Annotated in this window: 20 protein-coding genes and 4 pseudogenes; 12 read left to right on the forward strand and 12 right to left on the reverse strand. The window is 45.8% G+C overall.

The window, feature by feature from the left end; all coding sequences use genetic code 11:
* Positions 1–65 precede the first annotated feature (65 nt).
* A pseudogene (locus AM1_RS30415) lies at positions 66–1,190 on the forward strand (ISL3-like element ISAcma10 family transposase); the annotation flags it as partial.
* 178 nt (positions 1,191–1,368) lie between these two features.
* On the opposite strand, the gene istB (AM1_RS30420) reads toward AM1_RS30415, so the two are convergent.
* Together istB (AM1_RS30420) and istA (AM1_RS43480) are read right to left on the reverse strand one after the other, a co-directional pair.
* On the reverse strand, positions 1,369–2,187 hold the full coding sequence (gene istB / locus AM1_RS30420) for an IS21-like element ISAcma26 family helper ATPase IstB (RefSeq protein ID WP_012168214.1): 819 nt from the start codon (positions 2,185–2,187) through the stop codon (positions 1,369–1,371).
* A gap of 382 nt (positions 2,188–2,569) precedes the next feature.
* Positions 2,570–3,622, reverse strand: a pseudogene (istA, locus tag AM1_RS43480) (IS21-like element ISAcma26 family transposase); the annotation flags it as partial.
* A gap of 237 nt (positions 3,623–3,859) precedes the next feature.
* On the opposite strand from istA (AM1_RS43480), the pseudogene AM1_RS44540 reads away from it, so the two are divergent.
* The 3 genes and pseudogenes from AM1_RS44540 to istB (AM1_RS30435) all read left to right on the forward strand — a co-directional run.
* Positions 3,860–3,985 (forward strand): annotated as a pseudogene (locus AM1_RS44540) (transposase); the annotation flags it as partial.
* A 103-nt stretch (positions 3,986–4,088) separates the two neighbouring features.
* Positions 4,089–4,343 (forward strand): hypothetical protein, encoded by a 255-nt coding sequence (locus tag AM1_RS30430; RefSeq protein ID WP_041661213.1) that lies wholly within the window; start codon positions 4,089–4,091, stop codon positions 4,341–4,343.
* 12 nt (positions 4,344–4,355) lie between these two features.
* Positions 4,356–5,213, forward strand: coding sequence for an IS21-like element helper ATPase IstB (gene istB / locus AM1_RS30435; protein WP_012166887.1), 858 nt, complete (start codon positions 4,356–4,358; stop codon positions 5,211–5,213).
* A gap of 216 nt (positions 5,214–5,429) precedes the next feature.
* Here istB (AM1_RS30435) and AM1_RS30440 read toward each other — a convergent pair whose 3' ends face one another.
* Positions 5,430–7,103: an ISL3-like element ISAcma23 family transposase gene (locus tag AM1_RS30440; RefSeq protein ID WP_012166248.1), complete on the reverse strand. Its 1,674-nt coding sequence runs from the start codon at positions 7,101–7,103 to the stop codon at positions 5,430–5,432.
* Positions 7,104–7,422: 319 nt separating this feature from the next.
* A complete protein-coding gene (locus tag AM1_RS30445) occupies positions 7,423–7,962 on the reverse strand; it encodes a hypothetical protein (protein WP_148215844.1) in 540 nt (179 codons plus the stop codon).
* A 355-nt stretch (positions 7,963–8,317) separates the two neighbouring features.
* On the opposite strand from AM1_RS30445, the pseudogene istA (AM1_RS43485) reads away from it, so the two are divergent.
* Together istA (AM1_RS43485) and istB (AM1_RS30455) are read left to right on the forward strand one after the other, a co-directional pair.
* A pseudogene (istA, locus tag AM1_RS43485) lies at positions 8,318–9,187 on the forward strand (IS21-like element ISAcma38 family transposase); the annotation flags it as partial.
* Positions 9,188–9,803: 616 nt separating this feature from the next.
* On the forward strand, positions 9,804–10,553 hold the full coding sequence (istB, locus tag AM1_RS30455) for an IS21-like element ISAcma38 family helper ATPase IstB (protein WP_012166892.1): 750 nt from the start codon (positions 9,804–9,806) through the stop codon (positions 10,551–10,553).
* Between the two features lie 464 nt (positions 10,554–11,017).
* On the opposite strand, the gene AM1_RS30465 is transcribed toward istB (AM1_RS30455), so the two are convergent.
* The 7 genes from AM1_RS30465 to AM1_RS41505 all read right to left on the reverse strand — a co-directional run bounded on the left by AM1_RS30465 (position 11,018) and on the right by AM1_RS41505 (position 16,217).
* Positions 11,018–12,238 carry a S1 family peptidase gene (locus AM1_RS30465; protein ID WP_012166895.1) on the reverse strand — a complete coding sequence of 407 codons (1,221 nt, stop codon included), beginning with the start codon at positions 12,236–12,238 and terminating at the stop codon, positions 11,018–11,020.
* Between the two features lie 334 nt (positions 12,239–12,572).
* Positions 12,573–13,772, reverse strand: coding sequence for a winged helix-turn-helix domain-containing protein (locus AM1_RS30470; protein ID WP_012166896.1), 1,200 nt, complete (start codon positions 13,770–13,772; stop codon positions 12,573–12,575).
* Positions 13,769–13,837, reverse strand: coding sequence for a hypothetical protein (locus AM1_RS44545; RefSeq protein ID WP_390610079.1), 69 nt, complete (start codon positions 13,835–13,837; stop codon positions 13,769–13,771). The genes AM1_RS30470 and AM1_RS44545 overlap by 4 nt, the downstream gene beginning before the upstream one ends.
* A gap of 31 nt (positions 13,838–13,868) precedes the next feature.
* A complete protein-coding gene (locus tag AM1_RS30475; protein WP_238549345.1) occupies positions 13,869–15,227 on the reverse strand; it encodes a PAS domain-containing protein in 1,359 nt (452 codons plus the stop codon).
* Positions 15,197–15,592 carry a PAS domain-containing protein gene (locus tag AM1_RS43490; RefSeq protein WP_012166898.1) on the reverse strand — a complete coding sequence of 132 codons (396 nt, stop codon included), beginning with the start codon at positions 15,590–15,592 and terminating at the stop codon, positions 15,197–15,199. Before AM1_RS43490 ends, AM1_RS30475 begins: the two co-directional genes overlap by 31 nt.
* A 93-nt stretch (positions 15,593–15,685) precedes the next feature.
* Positions 15,686–16,039, reverse strand: coding sequence for a hypothetical protein (locus tag AM1_RS30485; protein ID WP_012166899.1), 354 nt, complete (start codon positions 16,037–16,039; stop codon positions 15,686–15,688).
* A gap of 31 nt (positions 16,040–16,070) precedes the next feature.
* A complete protein-coding gene (locus AM1_RS41505) occupies positions 16,071–16,217 on the reverse strand; it encodes a nucleoside/nucleotide kinase family protein (protein WP_148216032.1) in 147 nt (48 codons plus the stop codon).
* Positions 16,218–16,335: 118 nt separating this feature from the next.
* On the opposite strand from AM1_RS41505, the gene AM1_RS30490 reads away from it, so the two are divergent.
* From AM1_RS30490 to AM1_RS44315, 4 genes are all read left to right on the forward strand, one after another.
* A complete protein-coding gene (locus AM1_RS30490; protein ID WP_012166900.1) occupies positions 16,336–16,674 on the forward strand; it encodes a DUF1816 domain-containing protein in 339 nt (112 codons plus the stop codon).
* Between the two features lie 412 nt (positions 16,675–17,086).
* Positions 17,087–17,710 carry a lipid-binding SYLF domain-containing protein gene (locus AM1_RS30500; protein ID WP_238549347.1) on the forward strand — a complete coding sequence of 208 codons (624 nt, stop codon included), beginning with the start codon at positions 17,087–17,089 and terminating at the stop codon, positions 17,708–17,710.
* Between the two features lie 127 nt (positions 17,711–17,837).
* The gene (locus AM1_RS44310) at positions 17,838–18,182 is read left to right on the forward strand and encodes a phosphoribosyltransferase (RefSeq protein ID WP_012166903.1); all 345 of its coding nucleotides are present in this window, start codon (positions 17,838–17,840) and stop codon (positions 18,180–18,182) included.
* Positions 18,183–18,194: 12 nt separating this feature from the next.
* Entirely contained in the window at positions 18,195–18,413 is a 219-nt protein-coding gene (locus AM1_RS44315; protein ID WP_012166904.1) for a phosphoribosyltransferase like protein, putative, read from the forward strand.
* Positions 18,414–18,458: 45 nt separating this feature from the next.
* Here AM1_RS44315 and AM1_RS30510 read toward each other — a convergent pair whose 3' ends face one another.
* Positions 18,459–18,716 carry a DUF1816 domain-containing protein gene (locus tag AM1_RS30510; protein WP_012166905.1) on the reverse strand — a complete coding sequence of 86 codons (258 nt, stop codon included), beginning with the start codon at positions 18,714–18,716 and terminating at the stop codon, positions 18,459–18,461.
* Positions 18,717–19,205: 489 nt separating this feature from the next.
* On the opposite strand from AM1_RS30510, the gene AM1_RS30515 reads away from it, so the two are divergent.
* Complete coding sequence (locus AM1_RS30515) at positions 19,206–19,853, forward strand: ParA family protein (protein WP_012166907.1); 648 nt, start codon at positions 19,206–19,208, stop codon at positions 19,851–19,853.
* Positions 19,846–20,796: a ParB/RepB/Spo0J family partition protein gene (locus AM1_RS30520; RefSeq protein WP_012166908.1), complete on the forward strand. Its 951-nt coding sequence runs from the start codon at positions 19,846–19,848 to the stop codon at positions 20,794–20,796. The genes AM1_RS30515 and AM1_RS30520 overlap by 8 nt, the downstream gene beginning before the upstream one ends.
* The last annotated feature ends 11 nt before the right edge of the window (positions 20,797–20,807 follow it).

Below are 20,807 nucleotides of genomic sequence, written 5' to 3' on the forward strand. Positions count from 1 at the left end.
TTTAGTGTGTTTCCTTTTTCATCCCTATGGAATGATCTGAGGTAGTACTTCAGAGCAATGGCGTAATGGATAACTCAATTCGCATCCCGCTCAACCTTCCTGATATTCGAGTTCTAGAGCTATCGAAGACTGAGAGAGGGGATTGGCTCATCAAGATTGAGAGTACGCTTCAAGGAACAACCTGTCATCAATGCGGACGTGAGATTACTGACCTCCATTGTCATGATCAGCCTTTTCGGATTCGTCACCTGCCATTATTTGAAGTCCCCGTTTACTTAGAAATTCGGCCCAAGCGTTATCGATGCAAGTATTGCGATGACCATCCCACAACAACTCAACATTTAGAATGGCACGAACCTCGCAGTCCCAATACAAAAGCATATGAGCGTTGGCTTCTGCGAATCTTGATCAATTCAACGGTCTCAGATGTTGCCAGAAAACTAGGCGTTAGTGAGGATATCGTCAGTGGAATCATTGATCGTTGGATTGCCGCTCAAGTTGACTGGAGCGAATATGCAGACCTCAAAGTTATGGGGATGGATGAGATTTCTCTCAAACGAGGCCATCGTGATTTTGTGGTTTTGATCACGATTCCTACGACGGATGGGGTGGATATATTGGCAGTTCTAGCCGACCGTAAACAGCAGACAGTGGCAAATTTCCTTCAATCGATTCCCATTGATTTACGCCAAACCATTGAGCGCGTCTGTACGGACATGTACCAAGGATTTGTCAGTGCAGTCCGAGAACAATTGCCGCAAGCCAAAATTGTCATTGACCGCTTTCATGTGACCAAAGCCTATCGTAATTGTGCTGATACGGTTCGTAAACGTGAGGTCAAACGTCTACGACGAGAGCTCTCTAAGCAAGAGTATGACAGCATCAAAGGCGCGATGTGGCCTTTTAGAAAACGACCAGAGAATCTGAAAGAGTCAGAGCAACAACTCCTTGAGCGATTGTTTGCTTATTCTCCACAACTGAAACAGGCGTACAACCTCCGAGAGAAACTCACGCAGATATTTGAGGGCAGGTACACCAAGCACGGAGCTAAATGTGCCATCCGTGCTTGGTGTAAACAAGTACTCAAGAGTGACATCAAGGAATTCGATTGTTTTCTGACCACTATCAATAATTGGATGGACGAGATGACCAACTATTTCCTGGAGGGGTGGACCAGTGGTTTTGTGGAATATTGGATGTCAACCCCATAGGCGATGTCGCGACAACCACAAGGCGGATCAACCCCCAAATTTGAACCGTATTATTTGGCGTACACTCCCTTTGCGTTAGCTCTTTTTCAGACCTCATACGATACCTTCAGAACAAAACGACAACCCGTGATCGAAATGACAACCAGTGATCGCTCGATTATTTGGACTGGGATTTTTGAGGTTGAGACTGAGTTTGAGCCGTTCTCTGAGTCGCTGATTTGCGCCGATAACTATCGGCTTGAATTTCGATAATCAAGCCATGATGAATTAAGCGATCAATGGCAGCCACCGCCATCATCGAATCAGTGAAAATGTCATCCCATTGGCTGAAGGGTTGATTCGCTGTAATCAACAAACTTTTTCGTTCATAGCGATGCGCAATTAATTCAAACAGAACGGACGTTTCCGCTTCCGACTTTTTGCAATAGCCCAAGTCATCCAAGATCAACAGATCATAGCGGTCCAGTTTTTTGAGCATTGGATGCAGCTGCAGTTGGAGCTTCGCCTGTTGCAGTTGCTGGACCAATGCGTTGGCTGCAAAGAACTTCACCCGCTTACCGAATTCCAGCATCTTTTTGGACACCCCAGTGGCCAGATGTGTTTTTCCAACACCCGAGGGCCCCAGAATAAGGCAATTCTCGGCGCGCTCCAACCAACCCGGATCTGCGGCTAATTGCATCAAGGGAGCTGGATTGAGCTGGGGACAATGGCTAAAGTCAAAGTTGGTAAAACTTTTTGCGTTTGGGAGCCTGGCTTCGGTGAGGGCACGTTTTAGACGAGCTTGTTCTCTTCGTTGGGCCTCCGTTTCGCACAAGGCTAGTAAGAATTCCGCATAAGACCAGTTTTCCTGCATGGCTTGGGATTCGATAGATTCCCAATGGGTCAACATGTGGGAGAGCCTGAGCTTTTTTAAATAGAGGCTCAGGTGCTGGTAGGGGCTCAGCGGGGACTGAGCAGGAGGGGAGGAGTTTGTCATAAAGTTCAAGTGAATGTTGTTCAATGCTGAGTTCAGGAACCTGCTTCATCTGAGGCGGCTCAAACTGTTTTTTCAGGCGATTGAGGGTAAGGCTGGATGAGCGAAGCTGCTGCTGTAAGTACACTGCTACGGCCTGTTCTTTATCTTGAACCGCAGCAATATACAGGGCTTCCACGATGATCTTGGCAGCCTGCTCCAGGTCAAATTGGGCTTTGAGCTGTTCCCAGATTTGGCGGTATTCAGGATTGGGAAGTAGGTCTGATTGCCAGGTGCAATAGATAAAAGCACGAGGCTTCAATCGCATTGAACCAATAACATGGCGATAGTTGATGCAACGGTCGCGACGTTTGCCTTTGCCACTGACGCGCTTCCTCGGCAATTCCACCACCGGGTGTCGCTCCAGATAGCCGACAATCCGGTCATGGTATAGATGCAGTTCCAATTGACGACCAATCAGTCGAGAAGGGACGGTGTATAGAATGCAGCGAACATCGATGGTGCTGCGTTTGCTGACTTTAGCCGTGAGCACTTCATAGTCAGGGGTTCGATATTTGGGCAGTGGTTGTAGATGGTCTTTCTCTTGCTCATACTTGGTTTGGCACTGCTGATTCAACTTGGCAACCTGTGCATCAATTAAGGCTTGATACTCAGCAACGCTCGTAAAATCTGCACTGCCGCGCAGATAGATCGCCTGCTTAATTCGGTTCTTCAGATGACCATGGGGAGATTCAATGGAGCCATTCTCATGGGCTACACCTTTGTTGTTACGAGTGGGTTCTAGCCGATAGTGGTCACACAGTTCGTCGTACAGACGAGTGAGGTTTTTGGACCGGCGGCCGCCCATGTTGCGATAGGCTGCACTCAAACTATCAGTACGATGCTGTGTAGGAACACCTCCACAGGCTGCAAAGGCATTTTGCAATCCTTCTGAGAGGGCGACAAAGCTTTCGCCTCCTTCGATGATCTGGGCATATCGCCAGCCGCTGTATCCCAGACGGTAATGGTAAATCAGGTGCTCAAAGGGTTTGCCGGCAATGGTAATCGTGATGCCTTTGAGTTCTGTAAAATCGGAGAACCCTTGTACCCCTGGTTCATGACGCAATTCAAACATCACTTCAGGGCTTGGTCCATGTAAGGCTTTCCACGTTCTCACCCGACGTTGTAGGGTCCGCAGGACTTGGGGATACTGGCCTGGATACTTATCCTGCAGGTACTCATACAGGGTCATGGGTTTGAGGCGTGGGTCTCGACGCAGCATTGGTTCTAGCTCGTCTTCCCACACATCAGCTAAGGGGTCGGGAACGGTGCGTTGGTCCTGAAGGCGGCCGCGATTAGGTTGATGGGTGCCGGCCTCAATTCGTTGTCCGGTTCTTGTAGATATTTCGGCAATGTAAGCTGCATCAGCTTGTTTTAAGCCGAGGTCTCTTCCGTTCATATAAACACGAGTATGATAGGAATCAATTCTTTTGTTAGGCACTTGTACAGCCCTCTATTGATTAGGGATGTAAAAAGTGTCTTTTTTCTTGAGATTGAATTCTAGAAACGCGATCTCACACATCATTTCTAGGGAATTGAGATCTAGTTTTATCCTTCTCAGGGGATGCCTGGTTTCTTCATAGCTATAGCCGACGTGACATCGTCATTAATCCGTCAGCTCGATTGTCGTCTAATAGTGGAAGGATTTAATAACCGAGTCAAAGTCTTAAAAAGACGATGCTACGGTATTTTCGATATTGAAAGACTCTTCCAAAGGATTTCTCTTGACCTCAATGGGTATCAGACATTCGCTGTGACCTAAACACTATATCTAGCGGCTACCACGCTAATTCCCGGAGAGCCAGAAGTTTCTGGCATGGGCCCAGCAAGTTGGCCCAGCGACCCAGCAGCAAGTAACGGACATTTTGGATAAGAAACGCTATGACGAACAAGCCTTTCGGACCCTTCGAGGGGTCCAATCTCTCAATACAGCCTATGGCCCAGAGCGATTGGAAGCGGCTTGCAAACGAGCTAATGCCTTGGGGATGGTGGGCCGACGCTATCTCGAGTCCATGCTCAAACACAAACTCGAATCAGACCCATTACCCGGTGAGGAGCATCAGGTGGTCCCCCTTCACCATGCCAATCTCCGAGGGTCTGAATATTATCAATCGACGTAGGGGGAGACAACGATGCAAGCGATGATTGAACAACTGCAACACATGAAACTCACGGGCCTCTTGGAGGCTTGGCGAGAACAGCAGGCACTGCCTACCTATCATGATCTGTCCTTCGATGAACGACTGGCTCTAATGGTGGAGCGTGAATACATCCGACGACAAAACCAACGGATGCAGCGCCGACTCCGGCAAGCTCGACTACCGGTGCATGCCACCCTCGATGCGGTGGATTTCGATGTGCCCAGAGGACTCAAAAAGATCCAGTTCCTTGAATTTGCCCAAGGCCATTGGCTCCAAGAGAATTTGTCATTGATTTTTCTGGGCCCCACCGGAGTTGGGAAATCTTTCTTGGCGGCCGTACTGGCCCATCACCTGTGTAAGCAGGGCCATACCGTACGCTATATCAAAACCGCTGATCTACTTCTGGAGCTGAAACTCACTAAAGCCGATGGATCCTATCCTAAGCTGCGCAAGCAATTAGCGGCCTACGATCTATTGGTTCTTGATGAATGGCTCAGAGATCCCCTATCCCTCTACGAGGCCAGGGAAATTCTCGATGTCTTAGACGAGCGATTCCGCAAAGCATCGTGTCTATTCGCCACTCAGATCCCGGTGGAGCAATGGCATCCACAGATTCAAGATCCGACGCTGGCCGATGCCATTCTCGACCGCATTGTCCATGATGCGATGAAGGTCTCACTCCGAGGTGAATCCATGCGGAAACTGACCAGTAAATTGATACCCCAAAAGGAGAACGACAACCCTGCTCTATCTACAAAACAACAGGAGAATAAGACGGATGCAAAACCCAAAAATGAAACCTCTGCAAAATCGAAGGCTAAAGGACTACAGGAAACGACTGATGATTAAGCCTCACTCTGCTTTTCATGTTATGAATGATTTAGGCAATTCCAATGCCATTTGATTGAGATAAAGGGACACCTTCTGACCTGCTAATTCTAGATGCCGATATTTTTTTATCGGAAGGTGCCGAAGCAAATGGTCACTTACATGCCGAGGTTAGGATCTAGTCCACTTTTGGTGATGCTTGAGAAAATGCACGCAAAGCTATAAGCAGCAACTACTTCAGCTCATAAGCACCAAGCGTTTATTCAAAAGGTCGAGACCAGCCCTCCCATACATTTGGCGCTTCACCATTTTCAATCGATTATTTTGTCCTTCAACCTGGCCATTACTCACTTCCAGTGTTAGGGCAGCTTTGACCGCTTCGTAGTCGTCTAGGAGCCCTTTCGCAAAACTCTGAAAAGGTTTCAGTGCACTATTTTTAGCTCTGTCCAACCACGGGTCTAGATGTTGAGGTAATCTCTTCCTGACGATGAAGAGCAAGCTTTGAGCCAGATCAATGGCTTTTGAGAGTTCAGGTTGACTACTCAGCTGTTCCAAAATTGTCTCATCCTCTTCCGTTAGATTTTCCACCTTGCGCATCACCAACCAAGCCGCCCTCTGAACTGTCAAAGGCTTTTGGATGAGCTCTTGAGCCTCAGGAACAGGTCCTCTTCCTGGTAGCTCATTGAGGGAATCTCGTGGAGGCTGCGGGGGTAGAGACTGACGCAATTTGTGAGTGTAGCGAACGACCATCGTATAACTGCCCTTGAAGCCCTGCTGCTGAATCTCTGCTAATAATTGTTTGGAATTCTGACGACCTTTATTCCATTGTTCAAGCAGGTAGGCTTTGTAAGGGTTAAGACCACTCCATCCTCGTCGGGGATGGGTTTTATACTCTTGAAATGTATCAGCAGCTAGGTAGGTATACACAGTGCGTTTGCCAATCCCCAGATGATGAGCAATATCTTTGATCAGGTAACCTTGCTTGCGTAAAGCATGAGTCTGCTCGTATTTTTCCAATCTTCGAGCCCGATTTTGAGCCTTACGAGAATTAGGATCAACTTGAGGTTTCACCACAGGCTGGCTCATTGCTTCTGTGTCTTGATGCTCAGCAAGTGTAGCTTTCAGCAGGGTGTACTCGACTGTCTTGATTACTTGGGAATGAGAGCTAAACACGTTTTCTAGAATTTCTTCAAGGTTCTGGAGTAGATGAAAGCGGTCTGCAACCTGCAATGCATCAGGTGCCCCTTCACTTGCTCCTGATTTATATGCCTTGGAGCGATCACGAGAAATGACTTCGACACCAGGGTGCTCGTTCAACCAATCTGCTAACGTGTCTGCTTTGCGATCTGTTAACAAGACAATAGGTTGATGCTTTTCAAGGTCCACAAGAATGGTGCCATATTCATGGCCTCTGCGAAGTGCAAAATCATCCACCCCTAATATTTTGGGCGTTGTCACTGAGGGAAGTGGAAGCTTGAAGAGGGCTCTCAACATAGTATTGCGACTACTTCCATAATTGATTTGATAACTCAGCCGGGCTGCAGCTGCACCACCAAGGGCCAAGCCAATCGAACTAAGGTGTTCTGCAAAGCGAACTGTCCTCCGAGCCCAAGGAACCGCGACCTGGGGTAGTCGCTCAGTAAAAATGCGACGCTTACAAGTTTTATTGGAACAGAAGAACTTGCAAACTTGAAGCAGAATAGTCAGACAGAATTCCACACAGGGAAGATCTCTCAAGGTCCGCTCATAGCGACTGTGAACCCGGTGTGATGTTTGATGGCAGACTGGGCAACAAGCCAAAGCTTGAGTTGAAGAAACATGGAAGGTCATCTGATGGTTTGTGGAGTCAAGATCCCAACTGTCCAAGTGAAGGGTGTCTTGGCACGGAAGGAATTGTTGGAAGAGTTCCATAACCAGACCTGGCAAGGGTTTACTCCTCTATCCTCTACCGCATAGTTGGCATCACCAAAAGAGGACAAGAGCCCGAGGTTATAAAAATCAGTCAAATTGGTGAGGATTTCAGTGATTTTCCTGCTGGATATTTAGGATGGTTAAAGATCTGCCTTCGAATAATCACTTGATTCCTAATGTCAATGCAACGCCAAGATTCAATCACTGGTACGTTGAGTGATGTTGTGCTGGATGCTGTTAGCGTGGGCTGAGAATGTTCTAAATAATAATAGATCCTAAACCCCTAATGACGTGATTTTCCTACTGTCCAAAGAGTCTGCTAATCATCAATTTCAAACCTATCATCTTGGTCTGATTGGTCCACTTCAAAGGGTAAGGATGGTGCAGGGCGTTTAAGAATAGGAGGAGTAATGACGATGGAGGGTTTCTGAACTGTAACGTGGGATGGGACAGGTTGGGTGGCAATCACAGGCTTAGGAAGTGGTGCAGGCCGAACATTCGGCTGAGACGGTGGAGTTTTTTGCGACGGCTCAGGTTGGATTTCAGCGACAGGCTGAGTCGTGGACGGTTCTGCTGGCTTGGCTGGAGAGGACTCAGGTTTGGCTGGCGAAGTAGCAGGCAATGAGGTTGGAGGAGTCATTTGGATAATAATCGGCTCAGCTTGAGGTGCTTGAGGACTCACATGAGGTCTGTAGCCTAAGGCCGTCCCGGTAATCACACCGCCAATACCAACAAAGGTCAAAAAGCGTTTCACGTAGGTTTCGCCACCGTTATAGGCTTTCAACATTTCATCGACAATGCCGAAACCGGCTTTTGCACGTTCTTTCGGCCCTGGTTGTTGTGGGACGGTTTGATTCATGATCATCACCCGTTTTGTTCTTGATGTGTTTGGCATAGGCTGCTCACCCAGCCCTTTGGGTTGTAGACAAAGACCTTCCGTTATCGGTTTACGTCAGTGCCCACCTCTGCGTCTTACCCTTTAAGATCACGTCTGGCCAGTTGAGTGACAATTACGTAGACAGAGGTTGTCAATTGCATAGTCTTCTCTAGGAATCAGAATCTAGTTCAATCCAGAGATCACATCTGCAGAGAGAGCATCAGTCACTTTCGATTTTTGATAGCCCCATACAGGAAAGACACTAGGGTTTGTACTCCTACGCAATTAGGAACCTCTAGTGCCAGCTCCTATTAAACCTCAACAGGTTCATCTTTATATGCAGACAAAGCAATCCGGCTCTTCTCAAGAAACAGCAGCTGCTAAAGCCGGCATTTCTACCCGCACAGCCCACCGCATTGATAGTGGTACTCATCGTCCCCAACGAGGCCGCCCTCATGACTGGAAAACCCGTGAAGATCCGCTGGATGGATTATGGGAATTAGAACTTGAGCCGATGTTAGAGCGTGAGCCTCGATTAGAAGCGACTACTCTATTTGAGACCTTACAAGAGAACCATCCTGGGCAATATGATGACAAGATCAGAACCGTGCAACGCCGAACCGCTAAATGGAAGGCAGCTCATGGCAAGCCCAAAGAAGTGATGTTCAAAATTCAACATCATCCTGGGGAGATGGGACAGTCAGACTTCGCTCAGCTCAAAGGTTTCAGTGTGACGGTTCAGGGTGAAGCCTTTCACCATATCTTGTATCACTATCGACTGAGCTATAGCGGCTGGCAGTACGTGCAGGTGATTCAAGGCGGAGAAAGTTTTATCGGCTTATCCCAAGGGCTACAAAATGCTCTAACCGCCTGTGGTGGCGTGCCCAAGATTCATCGTACCGATAGTCTGAGTGCGGCTTATCGCAATACTGGCGGCCGCAATCCCCAGCTGACCCAGTTGTATTCGACTCTGTGTGACCATTACCGGATGCAGCCAACACGCAACAATCTGGGTGTCTCTCATGAGAATGGCGGAATAGAGGGGTCTCATGGCTATTTCAAACGACGCCTGTGCCAAGCCCTATATCGTCGAGGCAGCTTTGACTTCGAATCCGTGGCCGCGTATCAGCAATTCATTGAGCAAGTCATCGCTAAGCTGAATGCCAAGTGCCAAAAAAAGTTTGCACTGGAGCTGCCCACCTTACAGCCCTTGCCCAGATACCGAACTCCTGATTATGAAGTGCGCAGTGCCAAAGTCAGCTGCAATAGCACGATTGCCGTCCGCTGTGTCCTTTACACCGTCCCCTCTCGCTTAATTGGCCACCGCTTGAAATTACACCTATACCATGACCGCATTGTCGGTTTCTTAGGCACCACTCCCGTAGTGGAATTGGCGCGGGTCCATGTCCATGGCTCTGAGAAGAAAAGACGCGCTCGCAGCATCGATTACAAGCATGTGGCAGAAAGTCTCAGGAGAAAGCCAAATGCATTTCTCTACTGCCAATGGCAATCAGAGTTACTGCCCAATCTTCAGTGGCATCAGCTGTGGGAATCACTCAAAGCTAGCTTTGAGCGGGACCAGGCCGCACGATTAATCACCGAAGCCCTCTACATCGCCGCGACCCAAGATCAAGAATCCCAGGTGGCCGACTACCTGCAAACCCAACTGGACCAGTCCACCCTGACTTTGAGCGGGTTAAAACAGGCCTTTGAGTTCCAGCTTTCGACTGAGCAATACCCTGACGTCCCTTCACAGCAGCACAATTTATCTGACTATGACCAATTCCTCACCCTCGGATCTGGACAACCCATACCAGTTGCTGATGACAACCCTCAAACAGCTCCGGTTAAGACATTTCCTCGACGAGTGGCAGAGCATCGAGCATCAAGCAACTCAGGAGAATTGGTCCTACGCCCAGTTTCTATTGGCTTTAGCTCAAGGCGAAGCCAGCCGCCGAGAACAGAATCGGATCTCCCGCGCGCTGTCCGAAGCGCAACTTCCTTACGGAAAATCCTGGACCAATTTTGAGTTTGACCATATTCCCAGTCTCAATCCAGCTGCTCTGATGGAGTTTTCCCAAACAACCCACTGGTTAGAGTCAGGTAGTAACATTCTAATTTTTGGGCCGAGCGGAACAGGGAAAACACACGTCAGTTCAGCCTTGGGGACTTCCATGATTGAGTTGGGCAAGCGGGTAAAGTTTCTCACCGCCACAGCGCTGGTGCAACAACTGCAGCTGGCCAAACTTCAGCTGGAATTGCAAAGTCTATTATCCAAGCTCGACCGCTATGATCTGCTCATCATTGATGACCTAGGCTATGTCCAAAAGTCCGATGTTGAAACCTCGGTCCTGTTTGAGCTGATTGCTCATCGCTATGAGCGAAAGAGTCTACTCATCACAGCCAATCAGCCTTTCAGTCAATGGGACAAAATCTTTCCCAACTCGATGATGACCGTGGCTGCGATTGATCGCTTAATTCACCACGCCACCATTTTCGAGATGCAGGCAGAAAGTTTCCGCAAACAAGAAGCTGCCAAACACACAGCCAAGTCTCAAAAGACTGACAGATAATCCCTTGCGCGCATAAACCCCCTTTTCCCCACCATTAATAGAGTTGCTTATTTGTAAGCAGCCCTATTAATGGTGGCTTTATGGATAATTGTCATTTGTTCACCGGCGCGATCACCTACCGCAAAGATCATGATTTGTCGATTGCATGATGGTATCGCCAAGACCAAACTCGACTCACGAGCCATTATCAAAAGTATGAAGACAGAGCAAAAAAAGTTGGCCTATCTAATTGACATTAGACATCTGGCCATGAAGTCAATGTGAAGGTTGAATGAGAAGACTCTCATAGGAGTATTGTGGAATAACCACTAATGCTGCAATCTCCAGCGTCCCTCACCCAAATCGGCTATTGACCTCATCCATGATCGACATCAGGCTTTTCTAGGTTTTCCATCACTCATCCTTCTCCCAGAGGTCTCCCTGAATTATCCCAAGCAATCACTCCAGCTTAGGGATTTTGGCTCCTATCGTGAAAACTCAGGTTGTTTTAGGAAATTGATCGTCATCTCATATCCTTCTGGGATATTTTGCTGCTTAAATAGTTGGGCAGCAGTTTGTATATCCTGTTTGCCTTGAGTAAGGTTCCCGATTAAAACGTAGGTAGCTCCCCGGATGGCATAGGCGGCTGCAAACTCACGATTCAGTTCTATCGCTTTGTTGTAATCTGAGAATGCCCTGGAGTATTTCATCAAGTAAGTGTAGCTGATTCCTCGACTAACATAGGCAGCTGCAAACTCAGGATCTAGCTCAATCACTTTGTTTAAGTCAGCGATCGTTTTTGGGTATTCCTTTAAGTTGAGACGGGCAGTGCCACGTCTGAAGTAGGCAATTACATAGTCAGGATCAAGTTCTATGGCTTTGTCTAAGTCAGAGATCGCACCCAGAAAGTCACCTTTCTTTGACCTATGGGTTGCTTGTAAATACCAATCATCTGCTTTTAATTCAGAACCTTTTGCTGCTATTGGCGGATCCACATCACTCAATTTCTGACTAGTGTTGTTTGTCAAGTTTAGAAACGTATTGATAGGAATGCCTAGATTAAAACCCGATTTAATATGCACAGTTGCCGATTGCTGTACTTGTTGTTCTGCATCCGCACGACCATGAATACCAATCAATCTACCCTGACGATTCAATATCGCTCCACCACTCATCCCTGGTAAGGTATTGTTGCTATACACTAAGCCATAACCATCTGCCAAAGGACGTTTAGTGTTTGACGTCACTTCTCCTTTGGAGAAATTCCATATGGCTTCTGTGATCGCCTTTGTAGGGGTAGAAAATCCAGAGACATAAATGGACTCCCCAGCCTTCACTTCAGAGGAGTCTCCCAACTTTGCCACTCGATAAGATATTGTGCTAGTAAACTTAACGACAGCTAAATCTATACCAGGAAATTTTTGGATACGATTGTAATTCAAGGGGTATCGTTGGTCATCAAAGGTGACTAATTCATAGGTATCTTCAGTAGCCACGACATGAGATGCCGTTAGTACAGTATAGGTATTGCCCTGATGTTTAATTAAGACCCCTGACCCCGGATTTTGGCCATCAATGCGAACGGTGATGGCTTCAGCAATCGCACTGACGTCAGTTGCCGTTAGTGCGATTGCTGTGGGGAGGGGTATAAAAACAAATGCTATTACACCTAAGGCTAGAGGAGCTGGAGAATTAAGCGATCTCATCACTGATCAAGGTGATTACAGATGGGGAACTGAAATCCTCCTAGACCCAATCTTTTTGACGTAGGTTCCAGCAATAAAGGTGAGCAAACGTTAGTACTGTGAATTCAGAATCCACAAGCAACTTGCAGGGGATAAAGCCCTGAATATACTCTATGTAATATTAATCAGAGCCACTCTGACAGAGATTCTATTTAGATTTAATCAATTTTGATATTGGGGCTTGGAGATGACGAACAATTTTAGGTCATTACTCACCCGCTAGAGAGTGTCTGCTTTCTCTCGCAATAACAGCTACTAATACTGCCGAAAAAGCAGCTCATATCCACATTTAGTGTCAAATCGTCAAGTCATTGATCAGAGTCTGCAATTCTGGTTTAGCTTGTGCGGGGGAGGTTCTGTGTAACCTAAGCTGGTCGCAGTGATTGAACTGCAGAAATGATTCTAATTCCTTGCGTAGAGCAGGAAACAACACCTCAGTTTTCAAGACGGTGGGTTCCAGGGCGAGATGATAAATATGTAGCAGTGATTCAGCCCTCTCGGTCCTGCAGTCCATTCGAGCGACCAGCTTTCCGTCCCACAGAATGGGTAGTGAGAAGTAGCCGTATCGGCGTTTGGCCTCAGGAACATAGCACTCAATTAAATAATCAAAATCAAACAGCGCTTTGATGCGTTTGCGCTGAATAACAAGATTGTCAAATGGTGAGAGTATTTTCAGCTTGCTGCGGGCTAAGGATTTACTGAGCAACTCCAGGGAGGTTGGAAATGCATAGTAGAGCCTACCAGCGACACGAATCTGCAATAGCTCGCCGGTAGAAACCATGTCCTCCAATGTCTTATCAACTAGCGGCTTGATGCCTTTCAACAAGTAGGTAATTTCGGCAGACAGCCCTAATCCGTTACCACGCAAATATCGTGTAATCAGAAATCGGGCGTATTCCTCTGGAGTAGGCAGGGTGGTATCTGTCCCTTCTGGCAACACCCGCTCGGTGAGATCATAAACCTTGTGAAAATTAATACGATACGGAACCATGAGATCCCCCTGCATAAACAGATATTCCAAGGCGCGTTTGGCAGGCTTGGTTTTCCATGCACCGATCCTTGTACCACTATGCTCAAAATCCTTAGCCATCAACGGGCCTTCGGTGGCAATGCGTTTGAGCACCCATTTCAACATCTGCTCATCGCGCTGATACCAGTGACGCTGATCACCACTTGCAAACGCATATTTGCGAGGCAGGCTGAAGCGGTAGTCACGAAAGGGCAGGTAAGCGGCGGCATGAGACCAGTATTCGAAAACCTGTTTGTCAGAAAGTAGCTGATCGAGCTGGGAAGCCTTGTAACGAGGATTGCGATTCCATAGAGTATGGTGATGGGCACGTTGAACAACGGAGATAGTATCAATCTGGATATAGCCAAGGTGCTCAATCGCTGATAGTGTCGCTTCAATGGCACGACCGGATTGATTCCTCGGAGGTAGCCTTTGTGATAGCAGGACTAGTTTTCTGGCTTGTTGAATGGATAGTGATTCTTTCATAACTCAGCAATCTCCAGCGTTCCTCGTCCGCATCGGCCATTGACCTGATCCACGATCGCCATCAGGCGCTTTTACACTATAGAAACGTTGTTGACTTTAGCTGAACGTGGGTTCAGTCGTTTCTTGAACAGTGACATTTTCAAATGCAACTCCCACGCAGTCATTGGGTAGAGGAAATGCCCTTAAGGAAAACAGGTTCTCATCACCTTCAGGAAAGGTATAAGGTACATTCTCGATAGAACGGGGGTGTTGAGTCCGAATTATTTCAACAAGAGATAACAATATTTCAGGGTGCTTTTCGACAAAACTGGGGAAAATATCACTCATCTGTCTACCGATTTCTTCGTGCAGTTTCATCTTCAATATGCTTTCTGCAGCTGGGTTGGTAGACACCAGCTCAAGATGCTCTTCGGACTCCAGATTTTGTGAATGCCAGACTAAAATACCCAGCTGAATATTTGAGATAATGCTTTCATAGAGCTTGATTCCAGCTCTATCAATCTTTGACTGTCGACGTGCTTCTTGCTCCTTAACCACTAACGCTTCTTTCTGGTTTTTAGCTACTTCCAACTGGGTAGTACGTGAGGTGACTCGTTCTTCTAAGTCTCGGTTGAGTCGGGCTAACTCCATTTCTGCCTGTTTTTGACGGGTGATATCCTGATGAGACCCGATCATTCGTATGGGCTGTCCATTGTCATCCCATTTGGTCTGACCCCGTGCCAAAATCCACTTATAGCTGCCATCCTTACAACGCATTCGATATTCGGCTGTATATCGAGGCATACTTTGCCTAAGGTGAGCTTCAATAGCTGCGGCAACTTCTCCTAGATCATCCGGGTGAACAAGCTGCCGCCATCCTTCGAAGCTATTTTCCACCTCATGATCGGCATAACCGAGGGTCTGCTTCAATTGCAGAGACATGAAGGCTTCGTTAGTGACAATATTCCAGTCAAACAGCCCATCTCCTGTCCCCTCCAGGGCCAGCTGCCACCGCTCTTCACTCTTTCCTAGTTCAAGTTCAGCTTGCTTGCGCAGGGTGATATCCTGTATCGCAACTACGGCCCCAAGTTTTTGGCCATCTTGGGCAATAATCGGATCGCCACTTGCCAATATGGTGCGCGGTTTTCCTTGACTAGGCTTCACTACTATTTCTGCGTTGTGAACCGACTCTCCCTGCAAGGCCCGATACAAAGGAATGTCATCTTGGGGTAAAGAGGTTGTACCATCAGCTTGATATAAATGATAGTAACTGGCCCATTGTTCAGCCGGAATTGGACATAGCGGAAGTCCGTGCAACTCTTGGGCAGAGCTGTTAAAGAGAGTCAAAACCCCTTGATTGTTACAAGCGACAATGCCATTTGATAGATTATCCAGTAATGCTTGCAAAAACTTTTGGGTATAATCCCATTCGGATTGCAGTGGTATTACAACATCCGTTGACTGCAACGTACCCACCCAGCCACACCCTGAATTAGAAAAGGATCAGGCTTGCCCTTGATTGAGCATAGGTGAAGATGAAGGACAAATGGTTGTTGTTGTTGACATGCGTTTGTCCATTGTTGAAAGCTAAGATCGCGGTCCTCTAACAAGACAGCATTCCAAAATGCTTCTCCCAAACTTTCAATAGGAGCATGTCCCGTTATGAGCTGCCAACGCGCACTAAGGGAGATGATTTGACCTTGATCGTTCGCTTGCCAGACTGTCACAGGTAGCCTATCTAGTAATTGCTGTGGCTTGAGTTGAAGCGCATGCTGCTTATCACCTGATGTTTCGGATAGAACGGAATCAGACGAGAATGGGAATTCAGGGCCGGACGTCATAACACTATTTGCTGCATAACATTAGCTTCACTACTAATAAAAAATTGGCCAGCAGTTTTCGACAGGTGTAAATGGGCTACTTGATGCTAGCCATCAACAAACCATACCCTGACTGATTAGTTCTCTGTCATGACAGTAGTCAACCCAAGCCCCTATCAAATCTATCTCTTTGACCTTTCCCCAGAGCTTGATGAACTCAACTTCTGCATGTGACCAAGATGTGAAATAGCCTTCTTTGATGGCCCAATGGCACAACACAATATTTCTAAGTTGAATTTTTTGAAAAGGGCTAAGTAGGATGGGCATGAGGGGGTAGCCTTCATCTTTTGCAAATACTGCCAGGTCTAATAAGGTGTATCCCGTCACTTCGCAAAGTTTGTCGAAAAGAGGTGTAGGGTGATTTAGCATCGCTGTATTTTCTACGAGAAAAGGGGGAGCCATCTGCATAGATATAGGAATGACCCAGCAGAATTATGCATCACTTATTATTTATTGATGATTGGCTTGACCTTCCTAAAATCCTCCGATTCATCCGCAGATCGTCTTGTACCTCAACGTAAGCGTTGAAGTCCAGATACTCCAAGATTTCGGGTAGTGTCAGTACGAAAATCCCTTCAATGAGGATCGGATGGGGATGGACCTGAACTCACCAGACAAAGTTGGAAAATCTTCACACAATACTCAGGTTCAGCCTCTAACCTCGGTAGTAAGAGTAATCAATCTCCACTGACTGGAGTCTTCAAGTGATTAAAAAAATGAGCCCAAATAATTTTAATACAAGAGCGTCAAAAACCTCAGATAAGAATGATAATTTATGTTCAGGTTGGTGGTTAGAGGTGGGTACTGCAAATCCTCCCTGTATAGATTTCTATGGGCCTTTTGAAGGCAAAGCTGAGGCTGAGGTTGCAAAACTGGAATATGTTCAAAAATCTACTAAAACATCTCAAATCGTTTTTTCTCACAGCAAATTTTGCCAGCCACGTCAGCGTACACTTACCCAGAACGACTTTACCATTCAAGACTTAAAAGATTGTCCTCCCACATTTTTCAAAGTCGTCTTAGGTGGCCATCGCATTTATTAAACAAATAAGTTAGGGATCTGTAACTTTGACCTATTCCAAGGACTTCCAGGTTTGAGAACATCTTATGAGTATGTCTCTACCATTCTGCTTTGACTTCCACTGCTTCGTTAGAAAAGCAGGAGAAAAGTCCATGTTAACTATGCAGCAAGTAAATCAGATCTTTCATAAGGTCACTGCTGATTCAGTCAGATGTGGAGCGCTAACTATATTCGCTGTGGCACAGGCACTATTCATCGGTGTGATGTGATGCTACTCACCCCATCAACTGCTTTTAAAGACGATGAAGCAGGTAGCAAAATCCTCTAAGAGTCTAAAATTTCTGATAACGGATATTGGTGTTATGAAGCTTAACTGGTTTAAATTTCTACCCCTGTCAGCATGTCTATTACTCTGTATTTTTCCGCGAAACGCAATGGCTCTTGAATCTCATGATGAAGTGCAAGAATCAACTAAAGTGTTTACGGAAATCAATCGCGAACCTAAAACTCGGATCCCCTCAAGTCTCCTACAACGTAGTCAAGCGATCGCCATTCTTACCAATGTCACCCAAGGGGGATTCATCTTTGGAGTTCGACGGGGCGATGGCGTCATCCTCATTCGCAAGCCGAATGGTGGTTGGAGTAATCCAGCCTTTATTACGATTACGGGAGGTAGTTTTGGTCTACAAGCAGGTGCTAGATCCAGTGATGTCATCCTGGTCTTTCCCAGTCAAACTGCGCTAAAGACTGTGCTTTCTGAGGCATTTGAATTTGGAGGGAGCGTCTCGGGAACTGCAGGACCTGTGGGAGAACAACCCGTTGAGTCTTTGGAAGGATTCAATGGGGATAAAGTCTATACCTACTCCCGCAGTGAAGGGCTCTTTGGTGGGGTGACTCTGGAAGGTTCCGATCTAGATGATGATGACGGTCTGAACAAGGAATTTTATGGGCAGCCTATTACTGCTACTCAAATTTTTCAGAGGTCCTCTATGCAGGCACCTGTAGTTGTTGACTCACTGAAACAGGTTCTTCAACAAGCTGAAGCTGGGATTCGTTGACCATCACTCAAGCTCAGTATTTAAGATATTGGGGGTTCGAGTCATGATGCCACTTCTCCGTAATCGTGCCGATGCTGGTCAACAGTTAGCAACTTAATTAACTCACTATGTAAACCAATCCAATGTTTTGGTAATTACCTTACCTCGGGGAGGTGTCCCCGTTGCTTTTGAGATAGCAAAGGAACTCAATGCACCTTTAGATCTCTGCCTAGTGCGTAAGTTAGGTGTCCCTGGCATGAACGAGCTGGCAATGGGAGCAATAACTTCAGATGGGGTAATACTGCTGAATGATGAGGTTGTCAGTGAACTAGATATTTCTCCTCAGATTATTGAGCAAGTGGCAACCAATGAGATGCGAGAATTATGCCGCCAAGCTTATCTTTATCAAGGTGATCGTCAACCATCCCGTATTCATGATCATATCCTTATTCTTGTTGATGATGATGGGATAGCTACAGCTACAACGATTTGAGCTGCTATTGTCATGCTTCAGAAGCAGCAGCCTTGTCAAATCGTTGTAGCTTCTCCAGTGATTGAAGCAGGGACTTATGAAACATTGAAAACTGAGGTGGAAGAAGTGGTGTTTCTGATAAACCCAAAGCCTTTGTACTCGATAGGCTTCTGGCATGAAGACTTTTCTCAAACATCTGATGAAGAGTTGAAACAGTTGTTAGCTATTAAATATCGATCCAAGTATCGTTAAAAAGCGTTACTGCGTAGTATCTGAAGTTCTGCCACTCCTAGACAGTCAGCACGAATACTCCATCTCATTGCAAATGGTCAAATGGGGTGGATGACAACGCTGAATATGGGCAACTATGTTCTGTGCCTGTTCTGCCTCTAAATCTTCTACATACCCAAACAATGCTGCTTCTGCTTCCTTGCGAATCAGAAAGGGACCAAAAAAATAAGTACATATCGGGGATAACGTTTTGATTTCAACCCACCAGGCTAGACCCAGGTGATTCGATAGATCAGCCAGGAAACTTAATAGAGTAGTCATCATATTTGTAGGGGTGTATTTTACAAATTACTCTTTATCATTCATTCGTCAAGACTAGAAAGAAAACTTGAGAATTATGTGAGGATTGAGATCGTTCTAACAAAATTTAGCTAAGGCTCTTAACTTCCTTAAGCTTCCAGGAATTACTCAATATGCATGACATAGATAACCTTGTCGAGTGACCAGACCTCAGTCGCTTCAGATGATCGATCATCAGATCTGTGTCCAGGGCTTCTGGCAAATCATGGTTGCCACAGGGGATATAGCGATAGTACCGATCTTTTCGAATGATAAGGGCACGACCATTACATCGATTCAATTAAAGCGTTAGTCAGGGTGTTTTTGCCTCGGCCACTACCCCCATCTATGCTGATGATGGGGGTAGTGGTTTAATTTAGTCTTTTCAGGTAAAAGATAACGATTACATTTGCAAAAATTCAGATAGAGTATAGTATCTGTTTGGTTAGGTTCGAATATAGAAACCACTGCTCTATGCAAACTCCCAAAATAATTGCATTTGCGAATCAAAAAGGTGGATCTGGAAAATCTACAAGTGCTGCCCATGCAGCATATTGGCTTGCTCAAAAAGGTCTCTCAGTATTACTTGTTGATGCAGATGGTCAACAGAGTAGTTCTGCATGGCTCAATGAGCTTGAACTAGACTATCAAGTACTTATAGATCCTGAGCAATTATTTGAAAGTCTACCTACATTCTCTGATGACTATGACGTTGTTGTAGTTGATGGACCAGGTTCATTGTCAGAAGTCACAAAAGCCATATTGTCTAGATGTGATTTAGTATTAGTTCCTACGCGGGATTCCATTATTGATCTAAGAAGTACTGGTAAAATCGTCCAATTCATAAAACATGCCAAAGAGCTTCGGGGAGGATTTCCTAAAGCAGCAATTTTTTTAAACGCTACTAGAAAATCATCTGTATTGCTTCGTGAAGCACAAGAAGCACTTGAAGATGTTGTAATTCCATTAATGCAAACGGTTATTTATGATCGGCAATGCATTAAAGATGCTCCTGGACAAGGTAGTACTGTCTTCAAAATGAAAGGTAAACCTGCAAAAGAAGCTTCTAAAAACTACGAAGAACTTTTCACTGAAGCTATGGAGATTTTTGGTAATGACTAGAAGAACATTAAAGAAAGCAATTCAAGCAGATAATCAATTATCAGATTTTGTTTTTGGCAATGTTGAAGTTGCTGATGGAGATCTCAAGTATATCCCCCTTAACTCCATTAAAAGAACTACATTGCAACAGAGGAGATACTTCGATCAGAAACAAATTGAAGAATGGGCTAAGCATGAAATCAAGATCAATGGTATTCGTTCTCCGCTTTGGGTAAGAAAACTCCCTAAATCTAATAGAAAGCAAGAATATGAATTGGTCGCAGGAGAAAGAAGATATAGAGCTGCTGAATTCCTGAATTTGCTAGAAGTCCCTGTACGCATTTTTATCCTTGATGATAGACAGGCATTGATGGCTTCATTAGTTGAAAACATGCAACGCCAAGATTTAAGTCCACTAGAGGAGACAGAAGGAACACTTGAATTCTTATCAATGGAGTTAGACCTTCCGATTGAAAAGGTCACCAAATTTCTCTATCAAATGAACAATGCATCCAAGGGAACTGTTAACCAAAACGTTTTGGTTAGTGACAACGCTCATAAAGTTGAGAACGTCTTCAAAGTATTGGGCCGCTTGACTTGGACATCATTCGTTTCATCCAGGCTACCTCTCTTAAAGAATCCAAGCGATATCCTCAATGCCCTACGCTCTGGAGAGATAGAGTATACAAAGGCCATGGCTATTTCCAAGCTTAAGGATAAAAAGACAAGAGTCAAAATATTAAAGAAAGCTATCAATGAAAGCCTGTCTCTGACCGAAATCAAGCAACTTATCAATAGTTACCGTGAACCAGTAGATCAGCCTACAGAACTTTCGCTGGATACTGAAGTTAAGAAAGCACTAGCAAAGTTTAAAAAGTCAAAAGTGTGGACTAATCCCAAAAAGGAAAAGCAAATAAGAAGACTTCTCCAGCAATTAGATAAATTAATGGATGACGACAATTAACCACCTAGTCT

The organism is Acaryochloris marina MBIC11017, assembly GCF_000018105.1.
Taxonomy (GTDB): domain Bacteria; phylum Cyanobacteriota; class Cyanobacteriia; order Thermosynechococcales; family Thermosynechococcaceae; genus Acaryochloris; species Acaryochloris marina.

Coding starts and splice junctions, on each gene's coding strand:
- istB (WP_012168214.1), bottom strand. CDS start 2,187: ATGACAAACTCCTCCCCTCCTGCTCAGTCCCCGCTGAGCCCCTACCAG.
- istB (WP_012166887.1), top strand. CDS start 4,356: ATGCAAGCGATGATTGAACAACTGCAACACATGAAACTCACGGGCCTC.
- AM1_RS30440 (WP_012166248.1), bottom strand. CDS start 7,103: ATGGAACTCTTCCAACAATTCCTTCCGTGCCAAGACACCCTTCACTTG.
- AM1_RS30445 (WP_148215844.1), bottom strand. CDS start 7,962: ATGAATCAAACCGTCCCACAACAACCAGGGCCGAAAGAACGTGCAAAA.
- istB (WP_012166892.1), top strand. CDS start 9,804: ATGACAACCCTCAAACAGCTCCGGTTAAGACATTTCCTCGACGAGTGG.
- AM1_RS30465 (WP_012166895.1), bottom strand. CDS start 12,238: ATGAGATCGCTTAATTCTCCAGCTCCTCTAGCCTTAGGTGTAATAGCA.
- AM1_RS30470 (WP_012166896.1), bottom strand. CDS start 13,772: ATGAAAGAATCACTATCCATTCAACAAGCCAGAAAACTAGTCCTGCTA.
- AM1_RS43490 (WP_012166898.1), bottom strand. CDS start 15,592: ATGACGTCCGGCCCTGAATTCCCATTCTCGTCTGATTCCGTTCTATCC.
- AM1_RS30485 (WP_012166899.1), bottom strand. CDS start 16,039: ATGCAGATGGCTCCCCCTTTTCTCGTAGAAAATACAGCGATGCTAAAT.
- AM1_RS30500 (WP_238549347.1), top strand. CDS start 17,087: ATGGCTCTTGAATCTCATGATGAAGTGCAAGAATCAACTAAAGTGTTT.
- AM1_RS44315 (WP_012166904.1), top strand. CDS start 18,195: ATGCTTCAGAAGCAGCAGCCTTGTCAAATCGTTGTAGCTTCTCCAGTG.
- AM1_RS30510 (WP_012166905.1), bottom strand. CDS start 18,716: ATGATGACTACTCTATTAAGTTTCCTGGCTGATCTATCGAATCACCTG.
- AM1_RS30515 (WP_012166907.1), top strand. CDS start 19,206: ATGCAAACTCCCAAAATAATTGCATTTGCGAATCAAAAAGGTGGATCT.
- AM1_RS30520 (WP_012166908.1), top strand. CDS start 19,846: ATGACTAGAAGAACATTAAAGAAAGCAATTCAAGCAGATAATCAATTA.